The sequence below is a fragment of the Nocardioides cremeus genome (genome assembly GCF_030518195.1).
Taxonomy (GTDB): Bacteria; Actinomycetota; Actinomycetes; order Propionibacteriales; family Nocardioidaceae; genus Nocardioides; species Nocardioides cremeus.
Genome location: NZ_JAULSC010000006.1, coordinates 15854 through 39079, shown reverse-complemented (window position 1 = coordinate 39079; position 23226 = coordinate 15854). Strand labels below are relative to the sequence as shown.

The window sequence follows — 23226 nt, the reverse complement described above, 5'->3', positions numbered from 1 at the left end:
TCCTGCTGGGGCGGAACGTGTCGTCCCAGCAGTATCACCAGTCCCAGCCGTCACGAGGGAGCGCCGCGCCGACCCTCCTCGATCTCGCTCTTGCGGGCGAGGCGGTGCGCGCGCCGGATCTCGGCCTCGCGCCAGCGCCGCTCGTCGTCGGCGTCCTCGGGCACCAGGCCCGGCACCTCGCGTGCGTGCCCGTCGGCGTCGACCGCGACGAAGACGAAGTACGCCGACGCCACGTGCAGCGAGCCGACCGACGGGTCGTTCCAGGGCTGGGTCTCCACCCGCACCCCGATCTCCATCGAGGAGCGCCCGGCCCAGTTCACCTGCGCGAGGGTGCGCACGATGTCACCGACGTGCACCGGGCGCAGGAAGACCATCTCGTCGAGCGCCGCGGTCACGGCCGGTCCCCCGCTGTGGCGCTGGGCGACCGCGCCCGCTGTCGAGTCGGCCAGCTTGACCACCTCGCCGCCGTGGATGTTGCCCAGCAGGTTGGCCTGGCTGCTCGAGGTCATCACCGACAACGAGACCCGGGCGAAGGACGAGGGACGCGGTGGGGTCATGGCGGCACGGTAGCCTCCGGCGCATGGCACAGCGGCCCGGCAGCGGGGACGGCGACGAAGAGCGCTTCGACTGGTTGTACGGCAGGGGCAAGGGCCAGGGCTCGGCCCCCGAGCCCGACGCGACGCAGCGGATGCCCGTGCAGCCGCGACCGACCCCCGGCCAGCGCCCGGTGCCGCAACCGGCACCGCAGCCCACCCCGCGTCCAGCCCAGCCCCCGACCCAGCCGCCCACCCAGCGCGGCGGCCGCGGCGGCCGCGGCTGGCGGCCGCGCCCGCGCCTGCGCCACCTGGCGCTGCTGCTGGTGGCCTGGATCGTCTTCCTGGTCGCGGTGCCCATCTACGCCTGGACCCGCGTCGACGACGTCGCGTTCGCGCCCGGCGGCCAGCGCCCCGACGAGCAGCCCGGCACGACGTACCTGCTGGTCGGCAGCGACTCGCGCGAGGGGCTGACCCCCGCCCAGCGCAAGGAGTTCGGCACCGGCAACGCGGCCGGGCAGCGCACCGACACGATCATGCTGCTGCACACCGGCGCCGGGCCCAACCTGCTGATGTCGATCCCGCGCGACTCGCTGGTCGAGGTGCCCGACCGCGGCACCACCAAGATCAACGCCGCCTACGCCTTCGGCGGCCCCAAGCTGCTGGTCAAGACGATCGAGCAGAACACCGGCATCCGCGTCGACGAGTACGTCGAGATCGGCATCGGCGGCTTCGTGGGCCTCGTCGACGCCGTCGGCGGCGTGCAGATCTGCCCGGAGAAGGCGATGCAGGACCCGCTGGCCAACCTCGACGTGGAGGCCGGCTGCCAGGAGGCCGACGGCGTCACGGCGCTGGGCTACGCCCGCTCCCGCAAGACCTACACGGCCCTCGGCGACGTGCAGCGCGCCCAGGCCCAGCGCGAGGTCGTCTCCTCGGTCGGCGACGAGGTGCTCTCGCCCTGGTCGGTGCTCAACCCGCTGCGCTACTGGCGCCTCAACATGGCCGCCACCGACACCGTCGAGTTCGGCAAGGGCATGACGCCCTGGCGCGCGGGCATGTGGGCGATGGCGATGACGCGGGTCAACGGCGAGAGCGGCCTCACCTGCGGCGTGCCGATCCAGGACCTGCAGGTCAACTGGGACCCCGATCGCGCACCGCAGATGTTCCAGGCGATCATCGACGACGACACCGACCGGATCGGCCAGGGCCTGTGCTCGCCGTCCGGACTGCCGAAGGGGACCACCGGATGAGCCAGACCAGCCACGACACGCTCGACATCACCACCGACGACCTCGGCGTCGCCACGGTGACGCTGCACCGTCCCGACCAGCTCAACGCCTTCGACCTGACGATGGCCCGCGAGCTCGAGTCGGTCTTCCGTACCGAGCTGCGCAGCGACGACGTGCGCGCCGTCGTGGTCACCGGCGCCGGCCGGGCCTTCTGCGCCGGCATGGACCTCTCGGCCGAGGGCAACGTCTTCGGGCTCGACGAGTCGCTGCGCCCGACCCCCGAGGAGTTCCGGGCCGCCTACGACGAGGCGCCGTACGACGCCGGCGTGCGCGACACCGGCGGCAAGGTGACCCTGGCGGTGCACGCGCTGCCCAAGCCGGTCATCGCGGCCATCAACGGCCCCGCGGTCGGCATCGGCGCCACGATGACACTGGCGATGGACCTGCGCCTGGCCTCGACCAAGGCCAAGATCGGCTTCGTCTTCGGCCGCCTGGGCATCGTGCCCGAGGCCGCGTCGAGCTGGTTCCTGCCGCGCATCGTCGGCATCCAGCAGGCCCTGGAGTGGGTCTACTCGGCCGACGTGCTGAGCGCCGAGCAGGCGCTCGCGGGCCGCCTGCTGCGCTCGGTGCACGAGCCCGACGACCTGGTGCCCGACGCCCAGGAGCTCGCCCGCTCGTTCGTGCGCGACCGGTCGCCGGTGGCGCTGGGCCTGGCCAAGCAGATGCTGTACCGCAACAGCGCGCTGGCGCACCCGCTGGAGGCGCACCTCTCCGACTCCCTGGCGATGTACTGGACCTCGCTGGGCGACGGCAAGGAGGGCGTCGCGGCCTTCCGCGAGAAGCGCTCCCCGCAGTTCCGGGGCAAGGCCTCGGCCCTGCCCCGCATCCACCCCAAGAGCTGAGCCCTAGGCGGCGTCGGCGAGCTGTCGGCGCAGCCGCTCGAGCAGTGCGCCGAGCAGGCGGGAGACCTGCTCCTGGGAGAGGCCGACGGCCGCGCCGATCTCGCTCTGGGTGGCGTGCTCGAAGTAGCGCATCCGCACCATGGTCTGCTCGCGCTCGTCGAGGTCGCGCAGCAGCGGGGCGAGCGCGACGCGCGCCTCGGCGCTCGCGTACGCCGGGTCGGGGGCGCCCATCCGCGCCGTGGGCGGCTCCTGGTCGGGGCCGGCCCAGTCGGCGTCGAGAGAGACCGGCGAGAAGCAGCCGGTGGCGTGGAGGGAGTCGACGACCATCCGGACCGGCACGTCGAGCGCCACCGCGATCTCCGAGTGCCGCGGGGCACGCCCGAGCTCCTGGCACAGCCGCGCCTCGGCGCGCGCGACCCGGGCCTGCAGCTCCTGCACCGCCCGCGGCGGGCGCACCGCCCAGCCGGCGTCGCGGAAGTGGCGGCGCACCTCGCCCCGCACCGTGGGCACCGCGAAGCCGAGGAAGTCCTCGCCGAGGCTGGGGTCGAAGCCGCGCACCGCCTTGACCAGGCCCAGGCTGGCCACCTGGTCGAGGTCGTCGTCGGCGATGCCGCGCCCGCGGTAGCGCCGGGCGATCTCGAGCGCCACCGGCAGGTTCAGGCGCACGACCTGGTTCTCGTAGCCTTCACGCACCCGGCCCTGGGTCGCCCGGGCCCGCAGCAGCAGGCGCGCGGTCTCCACGCGCCGTCGTGAGTCACCCACGGCCATGCCCCGATCGTGGCACCGGTCGAGGGAGCGCCGCAGCAGGTCACCGAAATGCACCGGACGCCCGCACCCCGAGGGGCGCGGGCGTCCGGTGTCGCTGCCAGCCGGGGATCAGCTCGCCGACTGGGCGGCGTCCTCCTCCGACGACGCACCCTCGGTGGACAGGGAGCCACCCTTGTCCTCGAGGTGGGCGCGGATGAACCAGTGGAACAGCTCGAGCTTGTCGGTCTGCGAGATGAACATGTCCTCGGTGACCGGGTCGAGCTCGCCGAGCTCCTTGATGCCCTCGCGGTAGCTGCTGATCACGCCCTGGTAGACGAGGTCGAGCGCGCCGAGGTGCTCCTGGGTGGTGCCGCGGCCCAGGGAGTACTCCTCCCAGGTGCGGTTGTCCACGATCGAGCCGGGGGTGCCCTTGGGCGAGCCGCCCATGGTGGCGATCCGCTCGGCGAGGTCGTCGGCGAAGCCGCGCACGGCCTCGACCTGCGGGTCGATCATCTCGTGCACGGCGATGAAGTGCGGGCCGACGACGTTCCAGTGCACGTGCTTCAGCGTCAGGTGCAGGTCGTTGGCTGCGTGCAGCCGGTCCTGCAGGAGCGTGATGACGCGCTCCGCGTCGGCGTCGGACATGCCGGGGACGGTGTACTTGATGTTGGCCATGGGCCCGAACCTAGCCCGGCCCCCAGGGGCACCCACCACCCCTGGGGATGGGCGTCCGTGCCCTCCGGGGCTGCCTAGGCTCGTCCCATGAGTCGTGGCTGGCAGGACCCCGCCTGGGTGGAGATGATGCTCGAGGAGTGCTCGACCTGGGCGGTGGTGGGCCTCTCCGGCGACCCGAGCCGCACGGCGTACTCGATCGCCTCGCTGCTGCAGGACCGCGGCAAGCGGATCATCCCCGTGCACCCCGCGGCTGCGCAGGACGGCGGCCTGGAGGTGCTCGGCGAGCGCGCGTTCGCGTCCCTGTCCGACATCGACGTGCCCGTCGACGTCGTCGACGTCTTCCGCCGCTCCGAGGCCGCCGGCGAGTTCGCCGACGAGGCGGTGCGCATCGGTGCGCGCGGCGTGTGGTTCCAGCTCGGCGTGGTCGACCAGGCCGCCTTCGAGCGCACCACCGCGGCCGGGGTGCCCATGGTCATGGACACCTGCCCGGCTATCGAGTGGCGCCGTCGCTGAGCCTGGCCACTGCCGCCTCCAGCGGCCCGCGCCGCCCCGTGGCCGCCAGCAGCGCGCCGAGGCCCAGCACCACGACGTACTGCACGGCGGTGCCGTCGGAGGACTCTGATGGCCACACCGCCTCGGTGGTCATCAGTACGTGCAGGCTGTAGAGGCTCAGCGTGGCCGCGCCGGCTCCCGCCGCCACCGCCACGCCGTCGACCGTGGGGCCCGGCAGCAGCCGCACCAGCAGCAGGCACAGCGCGACCACGAGGACGGCGCTGCCGATGGTCTGGGCGAGGTCGAAGGGCGTGGTCGAGTGCGGCGCGACGACGAGCAGCCACTGCCAGGGCCCCTCGACCGGGGTCTGGCCGAAGAGCCCGCCCTCGACCTGCTCGCGCAGCCGTGAGGCGGCGACCTCGGGCCCCCGGCGCGCGGTGACGCCGGGCAGCAGCGCCGAGAGCACGTCCTCGCGCTCGGTCAGGCGGTGCGAGAGCCAGGTCGTGGCGAGGGCCAGCGCACCCCCGGCCAGCGCCAGCGCCGCGAGCACTCGACGGCGCAGGCCCGCGAGGTCGAGGCGTCCGAGCGCCATGCCGGCCAGCAGGTAGGCGAACCACGAGGCCATCGGGTAGTACCCGGTGAACAGCAGCTCCGAGAGCAGCCGGCCGGGCTCGGCCAGCTGCTCGAACGACGGGCTGGCGAAGCCCCGGGGCGGCAGCTCGGGCCGCAGCACCTGCGCCACCACCGGACCCAGCACCACCCACACCGCGGCCAGCACCGCGAGCGCGCGGGCCCCGAGGCCCAGCACGAGCAGGCCCATGAGCAGGAGCAGCCCGTAGTGGGTCAGGATCACCGCGATCCCCGAGTCCACCTCGCCCAGCGCCAGGCCGACCAGCGCCACCAGGAGGGCGCGCACGGCCAGCCCGGCCGAGCGGCGGGCCCGCGCCCGACCGCGCAGCGGCCGGGTCCGCCCTGACATCAGCGCCAGGCTGACCCCCGCCAGCAGCGCGAAGAGCGCCGAGGCGCGGCCCGAGAAGAGCCACGCCGAGGCGCTCAGCGTCCCGTCGGGGTCGCGCTCGTCGAGCAGGTGGGTGGCCATCATGGCCAGCAGCGCCAGGCAGCGCGCCAGGTCGATCCCGACCAGGCGGCCCGGCCGCACCACCTCGGTCAGGACCCGACCTGCGGCGCCGGGCGACCGGCCTCACGGCGCACGACCTCGCCCTTGGCGTGGGCGGCCTCGCGCAGCGTCTCCTGGAAGGCGACCATCCGCTCCTGCAGGGCGGGGTCGGTGGCGGCCAGCACCCGCACCGCCAGCAGGCCCGCGTTGCGGGCCCCGCCGACGGCCACCGTGGCCACCGGGACGCCCGCCGGCATCTGGACGATGGAGAGCAGCGAGTCCATGCCGTCGAGGTAGGCCAGCGGCACCGGGACCCCGATCACCGGCAGCGGGGTGACCGCGGCCAGCATGCCGGGCAGGTGCGCGGCTCCACCGGCCCCGGCGATGATCACCGAGAGCCCGCGCCCGGCCGCGTCGCGGCCGTAGTCGATCATCTCCTGCGGCATCCGGTGCGCGGAGACGACGTCGGCCTCGTGCGGCACCCCGAACTCCTCGAGCGCCTCGGCGGCCGCACGCATCACCGGCCAGTCGGAGTCGGAGCCCATCACGATGCCCACGCGGGGGGTCTGGGGGTCGGTCATCTCACTCGCTCTCGTCGCCGAGGTCGCCGCGGAACCAGGCGGCGGCGTGCCGCGCGCGCTCCAGGCAGTCCTCGAGGTCGTCGCCGTAGGCGTTGACGTGGCCGACCTTGCGACCGGGTCGCAGGTCCTTGCCGTACAGGTGCACCCGCAGGTGGGGGTCGCGCGCCATCGCGTGCGGGAAGCCGTCGTAGAGGTGGCCCACGTCGGCGCGCTCGCCGCCGAGGATGTTGACCATCACCGTCCAGCGGGCCCGGGGCGCCGGCGAGCCGAGCGGCAGGTCCATGACCGCGCGCAGGTGGTTCTCGAACTGCGAGGTCACCGCGCCGTCCTGGGTCCAGTGCCCGGTGTTGTGGGGCCGCATCGCGAGCTCGTTGACCAGGATCCGCCCGTCCGTGGTCTCGAAGAGCTCCACGGCCAGCACGCCGGTCACGTCGAGCTCGCCGGCCACGCGCAGCGCGATCGACTGCGCCTGCCCCGCCAGGTCCTCGTCGAGGTCGGGGGCGGGGGCGACCACCTCGTGGCAGATGCCGTCGAGCTGCGTGGAGGCCACGACGGGGTACGCCGCCGCCTGGCCGCTCGGCGAGCGGGCCGCCAGCGCGGAGAGCTCGCGGCGGAAGTCGACGAGCTCCTCGGCCAGCAGCCGGACACCCGTCTCGGCGGCGGTGCGCAGCGGCTCGGCGCACTCCTCGGCGCTTCGCACGACCCACACGCCCTTGCCGTCGTAGCCGCCTCTCGTGGTCTTGAGCACGCACGGGAAGCCGAAGGCCTCGACCGCCGCGACGTCGTCGACGACGGCGTGGCGCGGGCACGGCACGCCGAGAGCGGTGAGCCGCTCGCGCATGACCGCCTTGTCCTGGGCGTGCACGAGGGCGTCGGGGCCGGGGCGCACCGCGATGCCGTCGGCCTCGAGGGCGTGCAGGTGCTCGGTCGGCACGTGCTCGTGGTCGAAGGTCACCACCGCGCAGCCCTCGGTCACGCGGCGCAGCGTCTCGAGGTCGCGGTAGTCACCGACCTGGTGGTCGACGACGACCTGGGCGGCCGAGACGCCGGGCGCCTCGGCCAGCAGCCGCAGCGGCAGGCCGAGCGCGATGGCCGGCTGGGCCATCATCCGGGCCAGCTGTCCCCCACCGATGACGGCCAGGGTGGGAGCGGTCGCGGGCGTGGCTGGCGTGGACGCGGCTGGCTCGGGCACGGCGCCAGCCTAGGACCTGGCCGGGTGCCTCAGGCGGCGGGGCCGATCTTCTCGAAGCGCAGGCCCTTGCCGCGGATCGTGGTGATCAGGTGCGGGTTGCGGCTGTCGTCACCGAGCTTGCGGCGCACCCAGCCGAGGTGCACGTCGATGGTCTTCGAGCTCGTCCAGAAGGACGTGTGCCACACGTCGCGCATCAGCTCCTCGCGGGTGACGATGTCGCCGGCGCGGGCGATCAGGGCGTGCACCAGGTCGAACTCCTTGCGCGACAGGGCGATCTCGTCGCCTGCGCGCCAGGCTCGTCGGGTGTCGGGGTCGAGGCTGATCTCCTGGACATTGATCATGCAGCGATCCTAGGAAGCGCGGAGACCGACGGGTAGTAAAAGGGACTAAATGTCACTGGCATTTTAATGACATCCGACACGCCGACGACCTTTTACCCCCACCGGGCGCGGCAGGTAAAGGACATCGGCCTTTGCACAAGCCCGCCAGGTACACAGATCGGTAACAGCACGGTGCGCTTTACCACAGCGCCGGACCAGCACCGGATGAGTCAGTGCCGGCGTACGGCGACCGGCTCGACGATGCCGAAGCCGCGCACCGGGCGCGCGGCCATCCGACGGGTCTCGAACTGGTCGGCGGGCAGCAGCCGCGAGGTGGCCTCGTCGGTGATGATCCGGTTGCGGCGCGCGACGTTGGTCAGCCGCGCGGCCATGTTGACCGGCGGGCCGAAGACGTCGCCGAGCCGCAGCACGACCGAGCCGCTGGCCAGGCCGACGCGCACGTCGGGCATCCGGGGGTCGCGCCCGATCACGTTGATGATCCCCTCGGCGGTGTCGTAGGCGCGCAGGGGGTCGTCGTTCACGAAGAGCACCGAGTCCCCGATGCTCTTGATGACCCGCCCGCGCTGGGCGGCCACCACGTCGGCGCAGCGCATCTCGAACAGCTCGACCAGGTCGCCGATGCGCTCCTCGGTCAGCGTGTTCGACAGGGCAGTGAACCCGACGATGTCGGCGAAGCCGACCGTGAGCTCGACGGTGTGCAGGTCCTCGTCGTCGGCGGCCAGGGCCTCGATGCGGGCGGCGGCGGCGGCGAGGTGGCGCCGCCAGGCGTAGATCAGCAGCTCCTCGAAGGGCTCGCTGAGGTCCTCGACGAGCTGGAGGGCCGAGCCCACCCGCGAGCCGGGCACCCCGCCGGCCTCGTCGGCGGCGCCGTCCTCGTGCAGCTGCTCGACGCGCTGGACCAGCGCGGTGACCTCCCACTCGGCGAGCCGGGCCATGGTCTGGCCCAGGGCCCGGGTCATGTTGACGGCCATGTCGTCGTCGAGCACGCCCTGGGCCATCACCCCGAGCAGGGTCGAGATGGCCCGGGCGTCGGAGGGCAGGTAGGCCACGACGTCGTCGGCGTGCTCGGGGAAGCCCAGGGCCCGCCACAGGCGCTTGGCCTGCTCGGTGCTGATCTCGGCGGTGCGTGCCAGCTCGGCGCCGCTGAGCGACGGGCTGTCGCGCAGGATCGCGCTCTCGAGGTCGGTGTGGGTGACCCGGGCCGGCTGCTCACCCTCGTCGGTCACTCTGCGGTTCGTCGGCACGAGCCCGATCCTCTCACCCGGCGTGACGTACGTCGCTCACGCCGGACGCACGTGCACGACGTCGCCGGCCGAGACGGCCACCGCCGCGCCCCCGGGGCCCTGGTCGGCGGGCTCCACCAGCAGCCGGCCGTGGCGGTCGACGCCGACGGCGGTGCCCACCAGCGCCTCGGTCGCCGGCAGCTCGACGCGCACCGAGCGCCCGATCGTCACGCAGGCCTCGGCGTACGCCGCCCGCAGCCGGTCGGCGGCCGCGTCGCCGCCCGCCTGCCACGCGTCGTAGGCGGCACGCAGGGTCTCGAGCAGCGAGACGAGGAGGCGGTCGCGGGCGGGCAGGTCGACGCCCCGCTCCTGCGCCTCCACCAGCAGCGAGGTGGCGGTCGGGACCGGCAGCAGGTCGGCGGGCAGCCGCACGTTGAGGCCGATGCCCACCACGGCCGCGGGGCCGGTGGGGGTCTCGACCCGCTCGACCAGGATGCCGGCGACCTTGCGGTCCTCGACCAGCACGTCGTTGGGCCACTTGACCCCGGCGGGGAAGCCGTGGGCGAGCAGCGCCCCGGCCACGGCGTGCCCGGTGAGCAGCGGCAGCCACGGCCACTGCTCGGCAGGCAGCCGGGGGCGCAGCAGCAGCGAGAAGGTCAGCGCCGAGCGGGCGGGCGTGCTCCAGGTGCGGTCGAGGCGTCCGCGCCCGGCGGTCTGGTGCTCGGTGACGACCACCAGGCCCTCGGGTGCGCCCTCGCGGGCGCGCTCGGCGACCAGCGCGTTGGTGGACGGTGACTCCTCGACCACCTCGACGAGGAGACCGGGCACCGCCAGCCGTGTGGTGTCAAGGGGATCGTCGAGGGGTGGGCGCCGGGGCGTGGTGTCGGGCACGGGCACTACATTGACGCACGAGCAGACGCGAGGGCCAGACGGACGGGCCCAGTCAGGAGGCCGGAACACGTGAGCGCACAGCCAGGCGAGGGCACCGACGTCCCGCAGGACATCGACCTGCACACCACGGCGGGCAAGCTCGCCGACCTGGACCGCAGGCTGGACGAAGCCGTCCACGCCGGGTCCGCGAAGGCGGTCGAGAAGCAGCACGCCAAGGGTCGCAAGACCGCCCGCGAGCGCATCGAGATGCTCTTCGACGAGGGCAGCTTCGTCGAGCTCGACGAGCTGGCGCGGCACCGCTCCACGGCGTTCGGGCTGGAGAAGAACCGTCCCTACGGCGACGGCGTGGTGACCGGCTACGGCACCATCGACGGGCGCCAGGTGTGCGTGTTCAGCCAGGACTTCACGGTCTTCGGCGGCTCGCTCGGCGAGGTCTACGGCGAGAAGATCACCAAGGTGATGGACCTGGCCATCAAGACCGGCTGCCCGATCATCGGCATCAACGAGGGCGCCGGCGCGCGCATCCAGGAGGGTGTCGTCTCGCTCGGGCTCTACGGCGAGATCTTCCGTCGCAACGTGCACGCCTCGGGCGTCATCCCGCAGATCTCGATGATCATGGGCAACTGCGCCGGCGGGCACGTCTACTCCCCCGCCGTCACCGACTTCACCGTGATGGTCGACCAGACATCGGCGATGTTCATCACCGGCCCGGACGTCATCAAGACCGTCACCGGCGAGGACGTCTCGATGGAGGACCTCGGCGGCGCGCGCACGCACAACACCAAGTCGGGCAACGCCCACTACATGGGCTCCGACGAGGAGGACGCGATCGAGTACGTCAAGGCGCTGCTCTCCTACCTGCCCCAGAACAACCTCGACGAGCCGGTCGTCTACGACGAGCCCGCCGCGCTGGAGATCAGCGACGAGGACCGCGCCCTCGACACGATCATCCCCGACGGCGCGAACCAGCCCTACGACATGCACGACGTGATCGGCTCGGTCGTCGACGACGGCGAGTTCCTGGAGGTCCAGGAGCTCTTCGCGCCCAACATCATCATCGGCTACGGCCGTGTCGAGGGCCGCCCGGTCGGCGTGGTGGCCAACCAGCCGATGCAGTTCGCCGGCACCCTCGACATCGACGCCAGCGAGAAGGCGGCGCGCTTCGTGCGCTTCTGCGACGCCTTCAACATCCCGGTGCTGACGTTCGTCGACGTGCCCGGTTTCCTGCCCGGCACCGACCAGGAGTGGAACGGCATCATCCGCCGCGGCGCCAAGCTCATCTACGCCTACTCCGAGGCGACCGTCCCGCTGGTCACCATCATCACCCGCAAGGCCTACGGCGGCGCCTACGACGTGATGGGCTCCAAGCACCTCGGCGCCGACATCAACGTCGCCTGGCCCACCGCGCAGATCGCGGTGATGGGCGCCCAGGGCGCGGCCAACATCGTGCACCGCAAGACGCTGGCGCAGGTCGAGGCCGAGGGCGGCGACGTCGAGGCGCGCCGTGCCGAGCTCATCGACGAGTACGAGACCACGCTGGCCAACCCCTACATCGCGGCCGAGCGTGGCTACATCGACGCGGTCATCCAGCCCCACGAGACCCGCACCGAGGTGGTCCGCGCGCTGCGGCTGCTGCGCTCCAAGCGCGCCAGCCTGCCGCCGAAGAAGCACGGGAACATCCCGCTCTGATGGCCGCCGAGACCCCCGACGAGCAGCCGGCCCGCCCGGCGCTGCGCATCCTCGACGCCTCCGCCACGCCGGAGGAGGTGGCGGCCGTGGTCGCCGTCCTCTCCGCGCTGGGCGGGGGCGACGAGGCGCCCGCCCCCCGGCGCCGGCCCGAGTGGTCCTCGCCGGCGCGCGCCGTACGACGCCCGCTCGCGCACGGCCCCGGGGCCTGGCGCGCCAGCTCGCTGCCTTGAGGAACTGACCAGCCAATCTTTCGCCAAACCCGAGGAGCCCTTGAGGTCGGCACGCGAGACTCCGAGGACGACGTCGGCCCAGCCAGGGCCACGGGACGACGGAAGATGACAGCAGATGAGCGACGACCTCCGAGCCGGCCCCCGGCTCGAGAACGACCTCGGTGCCCCGCAGAGCTTCGTCCAGCGACCCGACCCCGGGCTCGAGGCCTACGCGGAGAACTTCCTCGACGGCCTCGACGCCATCCCCACGGCGCGCGCCACGGTGGGCTGCATCATCCCCGCCTACAACGAGGCGGAGACGATAGCGGGCGTCCTCGACTCGCTGCTGCAGCAGACCCGCCTGCCCGACGTCGTCCACCTGATCGTCAACAACACCAGCGACGAGTCGGTCGAGATCGCCAGCCACTACGCCGGCCCGCACACGCGGATGACCCCGACCGGTGAGCAGAGCACGGTCATCTACGTGCACGACATCGGCAAGAACCCCGACAAGAAGGTCGGGGCGCTCAACTACGGCTACTCGTTGGTCGAGCACATGGACTACCTGCTCGGCGTCGACGGCGACACCACGCCCGAGCCCGACGCCATCCAGCACCTGGTCGACGAGATCTGCAGCGACGACCGCATCGGCGGCATCTCGGCCATCTACTCCATCGACGACTCCGCCCTCGAGGGCGTGATGTCGAAGTTCCTGATCGCCGGGCAGCGCGCCCAGTTCTCGGCCTTCAACATGCAGAACCTGCTCAAGGGCCGCAACATGGCGGTGCTCGGCGGCCAGTTCTCGATCTTCTCCACCCAGGCGCTGCGCGACGTGATGCGCGACAGCCACCAGCGCACCCCCTGGGTCAGCGACTCCGAGGTGGAGGACTCGCTGCTCTCGCTGCAGATCAAGTCCGCCGGCTACCTGACCAAGATCTCTGCGCGCGCCCGCGCCCACGTCGGCGGGATGACCACCCTGCGCAGCCTCGACGCCCAGCAGGTGAAGTGGAACTTCGGCGCCATCGACCTGATGTGGCCCGGGCAGCGCGGCGACACCAAGGGCCAGCCCTTCCACCCCAACCTGCGGCTGCGCTGGTTCGAGCACATGTCGATGGTCATCAACATGACCACGCGCCTGCTCTTCGTGGTGCTGCTGATGTGGTCGCTGCAGCTCGACGCCTTCGTGTTCAGCCCGCTGTGGCTGATCCCGCCGGTGGCTGCGGTGTGGCTGAACTTCCGGGTCGCGCACTCGATGGCGTTCCGCAACCGTCGCGACTACCTCTTCGTGCTGCTCGTCTTCCCCGCCGAGCTCTACATGCTGACCCGGATGGGCCACTTCGTGCGGGCCTGGCTGAAGTTCTTCTCCAAGCAGCAGACCGACAACTGGGCCGCGCAGGCCAAGGCCGAGCGGGGCAAGGGCACGGCCTGGACCTACCCCTTCCTCGTGGTGGGCCTCCTCCTGGCCGCCCTGTTCGCCGGGTGGGTCTACGGCCCGCTCGACATCGAGCAGAAGTCCGACGTGCTGGCCATCGGCTGGCCCGTCCTGGGTGTCATCACCGTCCTGCAGACCGCATGGATGATCATCAAGGCCAGCAGGCGCTACCGGGGGTTCAAGGCATGAGCACGCACCACACCAGCAGGACCCGTCGCCTGGGCATCGCGGGTGCTCTGCTCGCGCTCAGCGTGGGACTCAGCTCGTGCTCGCTGCTCGAGCGCGGCTCCGACCCGGTAGAGGCCGAGACCCCCAGCGCCAGCCAGACCCCGGACCTCTACGACTCGCAGTTCACCCGCGACGGCACCTTCCAGAGCCACATCTCCGCCGACGGCATCAAGGGGATCGACTTCGTCTACACCCTCTACCCCACCAAGTCGACGCCCCGCACCAACGAGTGGTACCCGCGCGGCGCCAAGTTCTTCTCGTTCACCTTCCAGGCCTACGACCTCACCAAGAAGCTGCGCGACCCGTTCGCCACCAAGCGCAAGGTCTACCTCGACCGGATCAAGGTCACCTCGCGCACCGTCACCAGCGACGGCGGCAAGACCCAACGCCCCTACGAGCTCGACGCCTCGGCACGCGCGATCACCTTCGACCCGCAGCCTGTGAGCACCAAGTACGGCATGCTCATCACCTCCCCCAAGGGCGCCTTCGAGCTGCGCAACCAGCGGATCAAGGGCACCTCCCTCGACACCCGCGGCATCGAGCTGACCTTCACCGCGAAGGTCTCGGTGCAGGCCAGCCCCGGCAGCAGCCAGTTCGTGCAGCGCACGGTCAAGCAGACCGTCCCGATCGGCATCTTCGAGTCGGAGGAGAAGACCAAGAAGGCGAAGATCCCGATCAACGCCAATTAGTCGTTGGCGTCCGCGGGTTTCGGTATGCATCCCGCAATGGGATTCGCCCCGGTGCGATGCCTGCATGAGCACGCAGATCGCTGCCCGTCTCCCCACTGAGGCAGGACAGACGCGGCGCACTCCCTCACGCGCGCGGATCGCGCCATGAGAGTGCTTCCCGTAGCCAGAAGGACCGAACGACCGAGCGACGCCAGGTCCCCGCGGAGCTAGCCCCTTTCCATGGCCCTTCGGTCCTCTCGGCTACGAGCACCCGGAGTAACCCGTACGGACGTAGGGCGTTAGCAGTGCGTGCGCTACCTCCCCGCCCTCGTCCTTCCTGCTCTCCTGACCGGCGCCCTCGTCCTCGCCCCGCAGACGGTGCATGCCCACAGCGGCTCCTGTGTGGAGGACGACGACCACGCGTGCATCTCGAAAGCCGAGCGGGCGAAGCTGGAGAAGGGCATGATCCCGCGCCGGGTCCGCACCATCGTCGGTGGTCGGCCCGAGGAGTCACAGAAGGCCGCGCCCGCGTGCGCCTGCCCCGGCAAGAAGAGGCTCTCCTACACCTACGGTCGCTCAGGGTCCGATGGTCACGTGGTGATCGTGTTCCGCCCGGGCAAGGAGGCCGGCACCTGGCGGCTGGAGCGGACGCACACCGTCGACTGAACCGCGACTCGCGCTGACGACTCCCGAGGAACCCTCAGATCGCCTCGGCGAGCCGGTAGCCGACGCCGCGCACCGTCTCGATGTAGCGCGGGTTCGCGCTGTCGTCACCGATCTTGCGGCGCAGGTTGGCGATGTGCACCTCGACCGAGCGCTTGTCGGCCTCGTTGACGAAGTACGACGTGACGTACTGCTGTCCGCGCATCGTGAGCACAAGGTCGGCCTTGGAACGCACCCGGCGCCCGGTGCTGAGCAGCGAGGCGAGCAGGTCGAACTCGGTGCGGGTCAGCTCGACGCCGGCGCCGCCGACGGTCACGCTGCGGGTCTCGTTGTTGAGCCCCAGCCCGTTGAAGCGCACCCACGAGCCGTCGGCCGCGACCGCTTCCACGGGGGCAGCCTCGACGCGAGCAGGCGCGACGGGAGCGGGTTCGACGAGGGGAGCCGGGGCCGCGTGCCGCGGCGCCGGCTGGCTCGCCTGCAGCGGCGCCATCGACTGCTCCTGCAGGTCGCGCGCGGCCTGGGCCGCCCACGAGGATGCCTCCCGTGCGGGCACGGGCTCGGAGGCCGGGGCGGGCGCCACCGGCTGCTCCACGCGCTCGCGGGGCCGCCGCAGCATCGAGTCGGCGCGGGCCCGCAGCTCGCGGGGCCGAAACGGCTTGACCAGGTAGTCGTCGGCGCCGGCCTCGAAGCCCTGCACGACGTCGATCTCGTCGGCCAGGGCGGTGATCATGATCAGGTAGGTGTTGCTGAACTCGCGCAGCCGCTTGGCCACCGCGAACCCGTCCATGCCCGGCATGTTGACGTCGAGGGTGGTGATGAGGGGGTCGTGGCGGCGCACGGCCTCGACGCCCGAGGGCCCGTCCTCGGCCAGGAAGGTCTGGAAGCCGGACTGGGTGAGCACGATGTCGATGAGGTCACGGACGTCCGGGTCGTCCTCGACGATCACCGCGGTCCACGCGTCCGCTGTCATGGCCGAAGACTAACAACGGCTCCCCGCCCCACGTGGGCAGTCCCGCCAGTCCGTCCGGCCAGTCCATCCGACTAGTCGATCCGGTCGCCCGCCAGCCGCCACGCGCCGTCCGGCCAGAACTCCCCGGCCGGCGGCCCACCGGCACAGCTGCCGTCGGACTCCCCCGGCGGCTTGACCCAGACGAAGGCATCGAGGCCGGTGCCGTCGTCGACGAAACCGGGGCGCTCACCCAGCCGGGCGCCCTCGGGGTTGCACCAGTCCTCGCTGGCGCCGTTGCCGTTGCGACCTCGGTCGATGATCCAGTGCTGGTCGCCGGTCACGAGGTCGTCGAGGGCCTCCGCGTAGGCGCGCTCGTCCTCGTCGAGCTGGAAGTTCGACACGTTGGTCGCGAAGCCGCGCACCCGCTCGACACCGACGTCCTCGAGCATCCGCGCCATGGCCCGGGCACCGACCCAGTCCGAGTGGCCCGCGTCGACGTACGTCGTCACCCCGGCCCGGGCCAGCAGCCCGACCGCGGCCTCGATCTGCTCGACCCGCTCGGTGCGGCGTCCGCACTCCTCGGCGGTGGCCAGGGCGTCGGGCTCGAGCACGACGACGGCCGGCCCGGAAGCCTGCTCGAGGGCCGTGGCGATGCGACCCACCCAGGTCGGGTAGTCCTCGGGCGGCAGGCCGCCGGCGGAGAGCAGGCCGGCACAGTCACGCTCGGGCACCCCGTAGACCACCAGGAGCGGGACCTCGTCGCGCTCGTCGGCGCTGGTCACCAGGGCGGTGACGCGCTCGCCGACCGTCTCCACCGGGTGCTGCTCAGGGGTCAGCCAGATGCCCGAAGGCACCGCGGCGAGCTCCTCGAACAGGTCGGCGCGGGCGTCGTCGCCGTCGGCGCGAGCCTGGGCGGCGGCCGCAGCGGCCTTCGCCCCGGGATCGACGTACTGGCCGCGCTCGGCCAGCTCGTTGCTCTCCTGGGGTCCCGCGCCACCGAAGCCGGCGAGCGCCAGCGTGGCGGCGACGACGACCGCCAGCAGCACGACGACCAGCAGGAGGGGACGGGGCGCGCGCACCGGCCCAGTGTGCCAAGGCTCCCCCGGTGCCACGCGTCGTAGGGTGGCGCACCGTGACCACCGCCTCCCCCGTGCTCGTGCTCGGCTCCGCCTCCCCCGCCCGCCTGGCCACCCTGCGCAGCGCCGGCGTCGAGCCGCTGGTCGTCGTCTCGGGCGTCGACGAGTCGCAGGTCGGCGACCTCGCACCCGCCGACGTCGCCGGCGCCCTCGCCCGGCTCAAGGCGCAGGCCGTGGCGGCCCGCGCCGAGGTGCCGGCCGGCGCCCTGGTGCTGGGCTGCGACTCGGTGCTCGAGCTCGACGGGCAGGCGCTGGGCAAGCCCGGCTCCCCCGAGGAGGCCTCGCGGCGCTGGCGGGCCATGCGCGGGCGCACCGGCGTGCTGCACAGCGGCCACAGCCTGCACGACACCGCGACCGGCCGGGTCGTGGAGGCGACGGTCTCGACCACGGTGCACTTCGCCGACGTCACGGACGACGAGATCGAGGCCTACGTCGCCACCGGCGAGCCGCTGCACGTCGCCGGGGCCTTCACCATCGACGGGCTGGGCGGCGCCTTCGTGAGCGGCATCGAGGGCGACCACCACAACGTGGTGGGCCTCAGCCTGCCCCGCCTCCGACTGCTGGTGGCGGAGCTGGGTCACTCCTGGACGGCTCTCTGGTCGTCCGCCCGCCACTGACGGGCGCGCCGGGGTCGACCGGCCAGGTCCGCTCGGCCGGGTAGATGTCGCCCAGCTTGATCGGACGCCGGAAGACCAGCGCGCGGAAGAGCCAGAACCGGGCCGCGACCCCGAGGGCCAGCCCGATGACGTTGGCGGCGATGTTGTCGCTGACCGGGTCGTCGAGGCCGAGCAGGTTGCGGCTGACGTAGAGACAGAGCACCGGGATCGTCATCGTGGCCACGTTGATGGCCACGAACGCCGAGCGCCCGCCGTCGGCATGGCGCGGGGGCCGGTCGCGGAAGGCCCACATCCGGGTGCCGCGGTAGCTGATGACCATGCCCACGGTGTTGGCCAGGACGTAGGCCAGGATCGGCCGGTCGTCGAGGAGGGCGTGGTCGCCGGTGTTGAAGCCGTGCACGAGCAGGTTGAAGAGCACCAGCGCCACGATCGTGGCCAGGCCGCCGACGGCAAGGAACCGTCCGGCCTCGCCGAGGAGACGCTGGCGGCGAGGACCCATGCGGGCCAGGCTATCCGTCGCCTACTCGACCGGCAGGCCCAGACCCCGTGCGATCAGCATCCGCTGCACCTCGGAGGTGCCCTCCCCGATCTCGAGCACCTTGGCGTCGCGGTAGAAGCGGGCGACCGGGTACTCCTCCATGAACCCGTAGCCACCGAAGACCTGGGTGGCGATGCGGGTGGCGGTGACCGCCGACTCGGTGGAGTAGAGCTTGGCGACCGCGGCGGCCTGCTTGAACTCCTGGTACGGCGCCCCGGCGTCCTTGAGCGCGGCCGCACGGTAGGTGAGCATCCGGCTGGCGTGCAGCATCACCTCGAGGTCGGCGATCTGGAAGGCCACCCCCTGCTTGCGCCCGATCGGTCCGCCGAAGGTCTGGCGCTCGCCGGCGTAGGCCACGCTCATGTCGAGGCAGGCCTGGATGCAGCCGACCGAGAGCGCCGAGATGGCCACCCGGCCGTCGTCGAGGGTGGCCAGGAACTGGGCGTAGCCACGCCCCTGCTGGCCCAAGAGGTTCTCGGCCGGCACCCGGCAGGACTCGAAGCTGAGCGGGTGCGTGTCGGAGGCGTGCCAGCCGAGCTTGTCGTAGGCCTTCTCGGCGGTGAAGCCGGGCGTGCCGGCCGGGACCATGATCGTGGAGATCTCGGGTCGCCCGTCCTCGCGCGTGCCGGTGCGGGCGGTGACCGTGACCAGCGAGGTGATCTCGGAGCCCGAGTTGGTGATGAACTGCTTCGAGCCGTCGACGACCCACTCACCACCGTCGAGCACCGCCTTGGTGCGAGTGGCCCCGGCATCGGAGCCGGCGCCGGGCTCGGTGAGCCCGAAGCCCGCGAGCCGCTCACCGGCGACGAGGTCGGGCAGCCACTGCTTCTTCTGCTCCTCGGTGCCGTAGGTGAGCAGCGGGTTGATGCCCAGGCCCACCCCGGCCTGCAGGGTGATGCCCATCGACTGGTCGACGCGCCCGATCTCCTCGATGGCCACGCACAGGCTGGTGAAGTCGCCGTCCTCACCGGCCCCGCCGTACTCCTCGGGGGCGGTGAGGCCGAAGAGGCCCAGGGCCCCCATCTTGTGCACCACGTCGACCGGGAAGTGGTGGTCGCGGTCCCACTGCGCGGCGTGCGGCGCGATCTCGGCGGCGGCGAACTCGCGCACGCTGGCGCGGAACTCCTCGTGCTCACGGGACAACTCGAAGCCGGTGCTGGTCATGGCGGCCATGCTACCCAAGTGGTTAACGTTTGTTAACCCACGAACAGGTTGGCTGCGCGGCGCACCGTCTCGACGAGCCCGTAGGCCAGCGGGATGCCGACCAGGCCCCACGACACCGCGATGCCCACGGTGTGGTTCTCCTTGTTGTTCTCCGTGTGGTCCTTCTGCTGCTCGCTCATGCGTCGGCCTCCTTCTTCTCGCTCTCGGGCTCGTGGTACTTCTCGTCGACCGGTCGGATCGCCAGGTTGGCCAGGAAGCCGACCACCAGCACACCGACCATCGTCAGCAGCGCGGGCCGGTAGTCGCCGGAGACCAGCTTGCCGGGCTCGCCCTGCGCGTCGAGGAAGGCGTTGATGATGAGCGGGCCGGCCACGCCGGCGGCCGACCAGGCGGTCAGCAGCCGGCCGTGGATCGCGCCGACCTGGTAGGTGCCGAAGAGGTCGCGCAGGTAGGCGGGCACGGTGGCGAAGCCGCCGCCGTAGAAGCTGATGATGATCCCCGCCAGGGCCACGAACAGCACGATGGACGTCGAGCCGCCCAGCGCGAGCGCCAGGTAGAGGGCCACGCCCACGCCGAGGTAGACCATGTACGTCGGCTTGCGCCCGATCTTGTCGGAGGTCGAGGACCACACGAACCGGCCGGCCATGTTGCAGATCGACAGCACGCCGACGAAGCCGCCGGCCGCGGCGGCGCTGACCGTCGAGGAGCCGCCCTCGCGGAAGAAGTCCTGGATCATCGGCGAGGCCTGCTCGAGGATGCCGATGCCGGCGGTGACGTTGCAGAAGAGCACCGTCCACAGCAGCCAGAACTGCGGGGTGCGGATCGCGGTGTTGGCCGAGACCGAGGCGTCGGTGACCATCTTGTTCTGCTTCTTCTCCGAGGGGTCGTAGCCCTCGGGCGCCCAGTCGTCGGCGGGCACCCGGACGATCAGGGCACCGAAGAGCATGAAGCCCAGGTAGACCAGGCCCAGAGTCACGAAGAGAGCGGCGACGGCGCCGCCGCTGGCCACCGATCCCGGGTCGCTGGAGTCGTAGCCGGAGTCGTAGAGCGCCATCAGCCGCCCGCTGAGGGGGCTGGCGACCATCGCACCGCCACCGAAGCCCATGATCGCCATGCCGGTGGCCAGTCCTGGACGGTCGGGGAACCACTTGATCAGCGTCGAGACCGGTGAGATGTAGCCGATGCCCAGGCCGATGCCGCCCAGCACGCCGTAGCCCAGGTAGACCAGCCACAGCTGGTCGGAGCTGATGCCCAGCGCCGCCACCAGGAAGCCCGACGACCAGAACACCGCGGCGACGACCATGGCCGCGCGCGGACCGTTGCGGTCGACCCAGGTGCCGAAGAGCGCGGCCGAGAGACCGAGCATCACGATGGCCAGCGAGAACACGAAGCCGACCCGGGTCAGCGAGGTGTCGAAGTGCTGGACCAGCGCGCTCTTGTAGACGCTGGTGGCGTAGACCTGACCGATCGACAGGTGCACCGCCAGGGCGGCGGGTGGGATCAACCACCGGGAGTAGCCGGGGCGGGCGACGATGCGCTCGCGGGAGAGGAAGTCCAGCACGGGGGCCTCCGAGCTTCTGCGGGGGACGGACAGGCCATACCTATCCGGCCCGCGGTGCCGCTCATCACACCCCTGCGGTTGAGTCCATGTCGCGAGGCACCCCCGACCGCGGGCCGGGGCTACCCCTAGACTCCGGGACACCGTGCCGTCGTGAGTCAGGAGCCAGGGTGTCGCAAGTCAAGCCGTTGCAGAAGGTCCTCATCGCCAACCGTGGCGAGATCGCGGTCCGGGTCATCCGGGCCTGCAAGGACGCCGGCATCGGCAGCGTCGCCGTGTACGCCGAGCCCGACCGCGACGCCATCTTCGTCCGGATGGCCGACGAGGCGCACTCCCTGGGCGGCGCGACGCCGGCCGACTCCTACCTCGACATCGCCAAGATCATCGCCGTGGCGCAGAAGGCGGGCGCCGACTCGGTGCACCCCGGCTACGGCTTCCTGGCCGAGAACGCCGACTTCGCCCAGGCCGTCATGGACGCCGGGCTGACCTGGATCGGCCCGCCGCCCGCGGCCATCGAGGCGCTGGGCGACAAGGCCAAGGCCAAGCACATCGCCGACAAGGCCCAGGCCCCGCTGGCGCCGGGCACCAAGGACCCCGTCGCCGACGCCGACGAGGTCGTGGCCTTCGCCAAGGAGGCCGGGCTGCCGGTGGCCATCAAGGCCGTCTTCGGCGGCGGTGGTCGCGGCCTGAAGGTGGCGCGCACCCTCGAGGAGATCCCCGACGCCTTCGAGTCGGCGGTCCGCGAGGCGGTCAGCGCGTTCGGCCGCGGCGAGTGCCTGGTCGAGAAGTTCCTCGACAAGCCGCGCCACGTCGAGACCCAGTGCCTGGCCGACCAGCACGGCAACGTCGTGGTGGTCTCCACCCGCGACTGCTCGCTGCAGCGCCGCAACCAGAAGCTCGTCGAGGAGGCCCCCGCGCCGTTCCTCTCCGACGAGCAGATGACCGAGCTCTACGAGTCCTCCAAGCGCATCCTGCGCGAGGCCGGCTACTACGGCGCCGGCACCTGCGAGTTCCTGGTGGCCCAGGACGGCACCATCTCCTTCCTCGAGGTCAACACCCGCCTCCAGGTCGAGCACTGCGTCTCCGAGGAGGTCACGGGCATCGACCTGGTGCGCGAGATGTTCCGCATCGCCGCCGGCGAGGAGCTCGGCTATGACGACCCCGAGATCCGCGGGCACTCCATCGAGTTCCGCATCAACGCCGAGGACGGCGGGCGCAACTTCATGCCCGCGCCCGGCACCCTGTCGGCGTGGTCCCCGCCGCAGGGCCCCGGTGTCCGCGTCGACGGCGGCTACGAGAACGGCCAGACCGTCCCCGGCTCGTTCGACTCCCTGATCGCCAAGCTGATCGTCACCGGCCGCGACCGCACCCAGGCCATCGAGCGCTCGCGCCGGGCCCTCGACGAGTTCGTGGTCGACGGCATGCCCACGGTGATCCCCTTCCACCGCACGGTGCTCGACGACCCGGCGTACGTCGGTGCCTCGAACCCGAGCGGCGAGGGCTCCTTCGACGTCTACACGCAGTGGATCGAGACCGAGTTCGACAACCAGATCGAGCCCTACTCGGGCGACTCGGCCGAGGCCGACGAGCCCGAGGAGCGCCAGACGGTCGTCGTCGAGGTGGGCGGCAAGCGCCTCGAGGTCGTGGTGCCCGCGGGCATCGGCGGCCTCGGTGGGGGCGCGGCTGCCGGCGCGGCCAAGAAGCCCAAGCGGGCCAAGGGCAAGAAGGCCGGCGCGGCCGCCAGCGGCGACTCCGTGACCAGCCCGATGCAGGGCACCGTGGTCAAGGTCGTCGTCGAGGAGGGCCAGGAGGTCGCCGAGGGCGAGACCGTCGTGGTCATCGAGGCGATGAAGATGGAGCAGCCCCTCAAGGCGCACAAGGCCGGCACGGTGACCGGGCTGAAGGCCGAGGTCGGCGTGACCGTCACCAACGGCGAGGTCATCTGCGAGCTGAAGGACTGATCTCCACGACCGGTCTGCGCCCGCCGCTGCACCGGGTCCACCCGCGGGCCCGCACGATGTGGGTCACCACCGCGACGCTCGAGGCGCTCGCGCTGGTGGCCCTCGTCGTCGTGCTCGGGCCGGTGCTCGACCTCTTCGACCTGCGCTGGTGGATGCTCGCACCGCTGGTGCTGGTCGACGCGGCGTACGTCGCCGTGGTGCCCGCGTGGCGCTACCGCGTGCACCGCTGGGAGGTCACCGACACGGCGGTCTACACCCAGACCGGGTGGTGGTCGCGCGAGCGGCGGGTGGCTCCGATGTCCCGCATCCAGACGGTCGACTGGAACCAGGGCCCCGTGGAGCGCCTCTTCGGGCTGGCCAACGTCACGGTCACCACCGCCTCGGCGGCCGGCGCCCTCTCGGTCGCGGGTCTCGACCGGCGCACCGCCGAGCAGCTGGTCGCCGAGCTGACCGAGAAGGCCGACGCGGTCGCCGGGGACGCCACGTGAGCG

26 protein-coding genes are annotated in these 23226 nt (G+C 71.9%); 11 read left to right on the top strand and 15 right to left on the bottom strand.

Annotation, left to right across the window (positions count from 1 at the left end; all coding sequences use genetic code 11):
• Window positions 1-50: 50 nt before the first annotated feature.
• Entirely contained in the window at window positions 51-557 is a 507-nt protein-coding gene (locus QWJ41_RS08325) for an acyl-CoA thioesterase (protein WP_302707216.1), read from the bottom strand.
• Between the two features lie 23 nt (window positions 558-580).
• Between QWJ41_RS08325 and QWJ41_RS08320 the strand changes: the two genes are divergently transcribed.
• Together QWJ41_RS08320 and QWJ41_RS08315 are read left to right on the top strand one after the other, a co-directional pair.
• The gene (locus QWJ41_RS08320) at window positions 581-1783 is read left to right on the top strand and encodes an LCP family protein (RefSeq protein WP_302707215.1); all 1203 of its coding nucleotides are present in this window, start codon (window positions 581-583) and stop codon (window positions 1781-1783) included.
• Window positions 1780-2664, top strand: a complete 885-nt coding sequence (locus QWJ41_RS08315; protein ID WP_302707214.1) for a crotonase/enoyl-CoA hydratase family protein — start codon at window positions 1780-1782, stop codon at window positions 2662-2664. Before QWJ41_RS08320 ends, QWJ41_RS08315 begins: the two co-directional genes overlap by 4 nt.
• A 3-nt stretch (window positions 2665-2667) precedes the next feature.
• On the opposite strand, the gene QWJ41_RS08310 is transcribed toward QWJ41_RS08315, so the two are convergent.
• Together QWJ41_RS08310 and QWJ41_RS08305 are read right to left on the bottom strand one after the other, a co-directional pair.
• A complete protein-coding gene (locus tag QWJ41_RS08310; RefSeq protein ID WP_302707213.1) occupies window positions 2668-3432 on the bottom strand; it encodes a sigma-70 family RNA polymerase sigma factor in 765 nt (254 codons plus the stop codon).
• 108 nt (window positions 3433-3540) lie between these two features.
• Window positions 3541-4086, bottom strand: a complete 546-nt coding sequence (locus QWJ41_RS08305) for a Dps family protein (protein WP_302707212.1) — start codon at window positions 4084-4086, stop codon at window positions 3541-3543.
• Between the two features lie 87 nt (window positions 4087-4173).
• Here QWJ41_RS08305 and QWJ41_RS08300 point away from each other — a divergent pair, with 87 nt between their 5' ends.
• Window positions 4174-4599: a CoA-binding protein gene (locus tag QWJ41_RS08300; RefSeq protein WP_302707211.1), complete on the top strand. Its 426-nt coding sequence runs from the start codon at window positions 4174-4176 to the stop codon at window positions 4597-4599.
• Here the strand turns inward: QWJ41_RS08300 and QWJ41_RS08295 are convergent.
• The 6 genes from QWJ41_RS08295 to QWJ41_RS08270 form a co-directional block, all read right to left on the bottom strand.
• A complete protein-coding gene (locus tag QWJ41_RS08295) occupies window positions 4577-5740 on the bottom strand; it encodes a heparan-alpha-glucosaminide N-acetyltransferase domain-containing protein (RefSeq protein WP_302707210.1) in 1164 nt (387 codons plus the stop codon). The genes QWJ41_RS08300 and QWJ41_RS08295 overlap by 23 nt on opposite strands.
• 5 nt (window positions 5741-5745) lie before the next feature.
• A complete protein-coding gene (gene purE, locus QWJ41_RS08290) occupies window positions 5746-6276 on the bottom strand; it encodes a 5-(carboxyamino)imidazole ribonucleotide mutase (RefSeq protein WP_302707208.1) in 531 nt (176 codons plus the stop codon).
• 1 nt (window position 6277) lies between these two features.
• Window positions 6278-7468 carry a 5-(carboxyamino)imidazole ribonucleotide synthase gene (locus QWJ41_RS08285; protein WP_302707206.1) on the bottom strand — a complete coding sequence of 397 codons (1191 nt, stop codon included), beginning with the start codon at window positions 7466-7468 and terminating at the stop codon, window positions 6278-6280.
• A 29-nt stretch (window positions 7469-7497) separates the two neighbouring features.
• Window positions 7498-7809 (bottom strand): winged helix-turn-helix domain-containing protein, encoded by a 312-nt coding sequence (locus QWJ41_RS08280; protein WP_302707204.1) that lies wholly within the window; start codon window positions 7807-7809, stop codon window positions 7498-7500.
• 209 nt (window positions 7810-8018) lie between these two features.
• Window positions 8019-9053: an adenylate/guanylate cyclase domain-containing protein gene (locus tag QWJ41_RS08275; protein ID WP_302707203.1), complete on the bottom strand. Its 1035-nt coding sequence runs from the start codon at window positions 9051-9053 to the stop codon at window positions 8019-8021.
• Window positions 9054-9089: 36 nt separating this feature from the next.
• The gene (locus QWJ41_RS08270; protein WP_302707201.1) at window positions 9090-9923 is read right to left on the bottom strand and encodes a biotin--[acetyl-CoA-carboxylase] ligase; all 834 of its coding nucleotides are present in this window, start codon (window positions 9921-9923) and stop codon (window positions 9090-9092) included.
• A 69-nt stretch (window positions 9924-9992) separates the two neighbouring features.
• On the opposite strand from QWJ41_RS08270, the gene QWJ41_RS08265 reads away from it, so the two are divergent.
• The 5 genes from QWJ41_RS08265 to QWJ41_RS08245 all read left to right on the top strand — a co-directional run bounded on the left by QWJ41_RS08265 (window position 9993) and on the right by QWJ41_RS08245 (window position 14815).
• Window positions 9993-11612, top strand: coding sequence for an acyl-CoA carboxylase subunit beta (locus QWJ41_RS08265; protein ID WP_302707200.1), 1620 nt, complete (start codon window positions 9993-9995; stop codon window positions 11610-11612).
• The gene (locus QWJ41_RS08260) at window positions 11612-11842 is read left to right on the top strand and encodes an acyl-CoA carboxylase epsilon subunit (RefSeq protein ID WP_302707199.1); all 231 of its coding nucleotides are present in this window, start codon (window positions 11612-11614) and stop codon (window positions 11840-11842) included. Before QWJ41_RS08265 ends, QWJ41_RS08260 begins: the two co-directional genes overlap by 1 nt.
• Window positions 11843-11957: 115 nt before the next feature.
• On the top strand, window positions 11958-13442 hold the full coding sequence (locus QWJ41_RS08255; RefSeq protein WP_302707197.1) for a glycosyltransferase family 2 protein: 1485 nt from the start codon (window positions 11958-11960) through the stop codon (window positions 13440-13442).
• Entirely contained in the window at window positions 13439-14170 is a 732-nt protein-coding gene (locus QWJ41_RS08250) for a hypothetical protein (protein ID WP_302707195.1), read from the top strand. Before QWJ41_RS08255 ends, QWJ41_RS08250 begins: the two co-directional genes overlap by 4 nt.
• 288 nt (window positions 14171-14458) lie before the next feature.
• Complete coding sequence (locus QWJ41_RS08245; protein WP_302707193.1) at window positions 14459-14815, top strand: hypothetical protein; 357 nt, start codon at window positions 14459-14461, stop codon at window positions 14813-14815.
• A gap of 34 nt (window positions 14816-14849) precedes the next feature.
• Here the strand turns inward: QWJ41_RS08245 and QWJ41_RS08240 are convergent, their stop codons facing one another.
• A complete protein-coding gene (locus tag QWJ41_RS08240) occupies window positions 14850-15782 on the bottom strand; it encodes a response regulator transcription factor (RefSeq protein ID WP_302707191.1) in 933 nt (310 codons plus the stop codon).
• A 71-nt stretch (window positions 15783-15853) separates the two neighbouring features.
• Window positions 15854-16840, bottom strand: coding sequence for a glycoside hydrolase family 6 protein (locus QWJ41_RS08235; RefSeq protein WP_302707189.1), 987 nt, complete (start codon window positions 16838-16840; stop codon window positions 15854-15856).
• Window positions 16841-16893: 53 nt separating this feature from the next.
• On the opposite strand from QWJ41_RS08235, the gene QWJ41_RS08230 reads away from it, so the two are divergent.
• On the top strand, window positions 16894-17514 hold the full coding sequence (locus QWJ41_RS08230) for a Maf family protein (RefSeq protein WP_302707188.1): 621 nt from the start codon (window positions 16894-16896) through the stop codon (window positions 17512-17514).
• Here the strand turns inward: QWJ41_RS08230 and QWJ41_RS08225 are convergent.
• The 4 genes from QWJ41_RS08225 to QWJ41_RS08210 are packed head-to-tail and all read right to left on the bottom strand — an operon-like array spanning window position 17435 to window position 20777.
• A complete protein-coding gene (locus QWJ41_RS08225; protein WP_302707186.1) occupies window positions 17435-18013 on the bottom strand; it encodes a GtrA family protein in 579 nt (192 codons plus the stop codon). The two genes, QWJ41_RS08230 and QWJ41_RS08225, sit on opposite strands and share 80 nt — an antisense overlap.
• Before the next feature lie 21 nt (window positions 18014-18034).
• On the bottom strand, window positions 18035-19216 hold the full coding sequence (locus tag QWJ41_RS08220) for an acyl-CoA dehydrogenase family protein (RefSeq protein WP_302707184.1): 1182 nt from the start codon (window positions 19214-19216) through the stop codon (window positions 18035-18037).
• 32 nt (window positions 19217-19248) lie between these two features.
• Entirely contained in the window at window positions 19249-19395 is a 147-nt protein-coding gene (locus tag QWJ41_RS08215; protein WP_302707182.1) for an MFS transporter small subunit, read from the bottom strand.
• Window positions 19392-20777 carry an OFA family MFS transporter gene (locus QWJ41_RS08210; protein WP_302707180.1) on the bottom strand — a complete coding sequence of 462 codons (1386 nt, stop codon included), beginning with the start codon at window positions 20775-20777 and terminating at the stop codon, window positions 19392-19394. The genes QWJ41_RS08215 and QWJ41_RS08210 overlap by 4 nt, the downstream gene beginning before the upstream one ends.
• Before the next feature lie 167 nt (window positions 20778-20944).
• On the opposite strand from QWJ41_RS08210, the gene QWJ41_RS08205 reads away from it, so the two are divergent.
• Window positions 20945-22735, top strand: coding sequence for an acetyl/propionyl/methylcrotonyl-CoA carboxylase subunit alpha (locus tag QWJ41_RS08205; RefSeq protein ID WP_302707178.1), 1791 nt, complete (start codon window positions 20945-20947; stop codon window positions 22733-22735).
• 56 nt (window positions 22736-22791) lie between these two features.
• Window positions 22792-23223: a PH domain-containing protein gene (locus QWJ41_RS08200; protein WP_302707176.1), complete on the top strand. Its 432-nt coding sequence runs from the start codon at window positions 22792-22794 to the stop codon at window positions 23221-23223.
• Window positions 23224-23226: the final 3 nt, after the last annotated feature.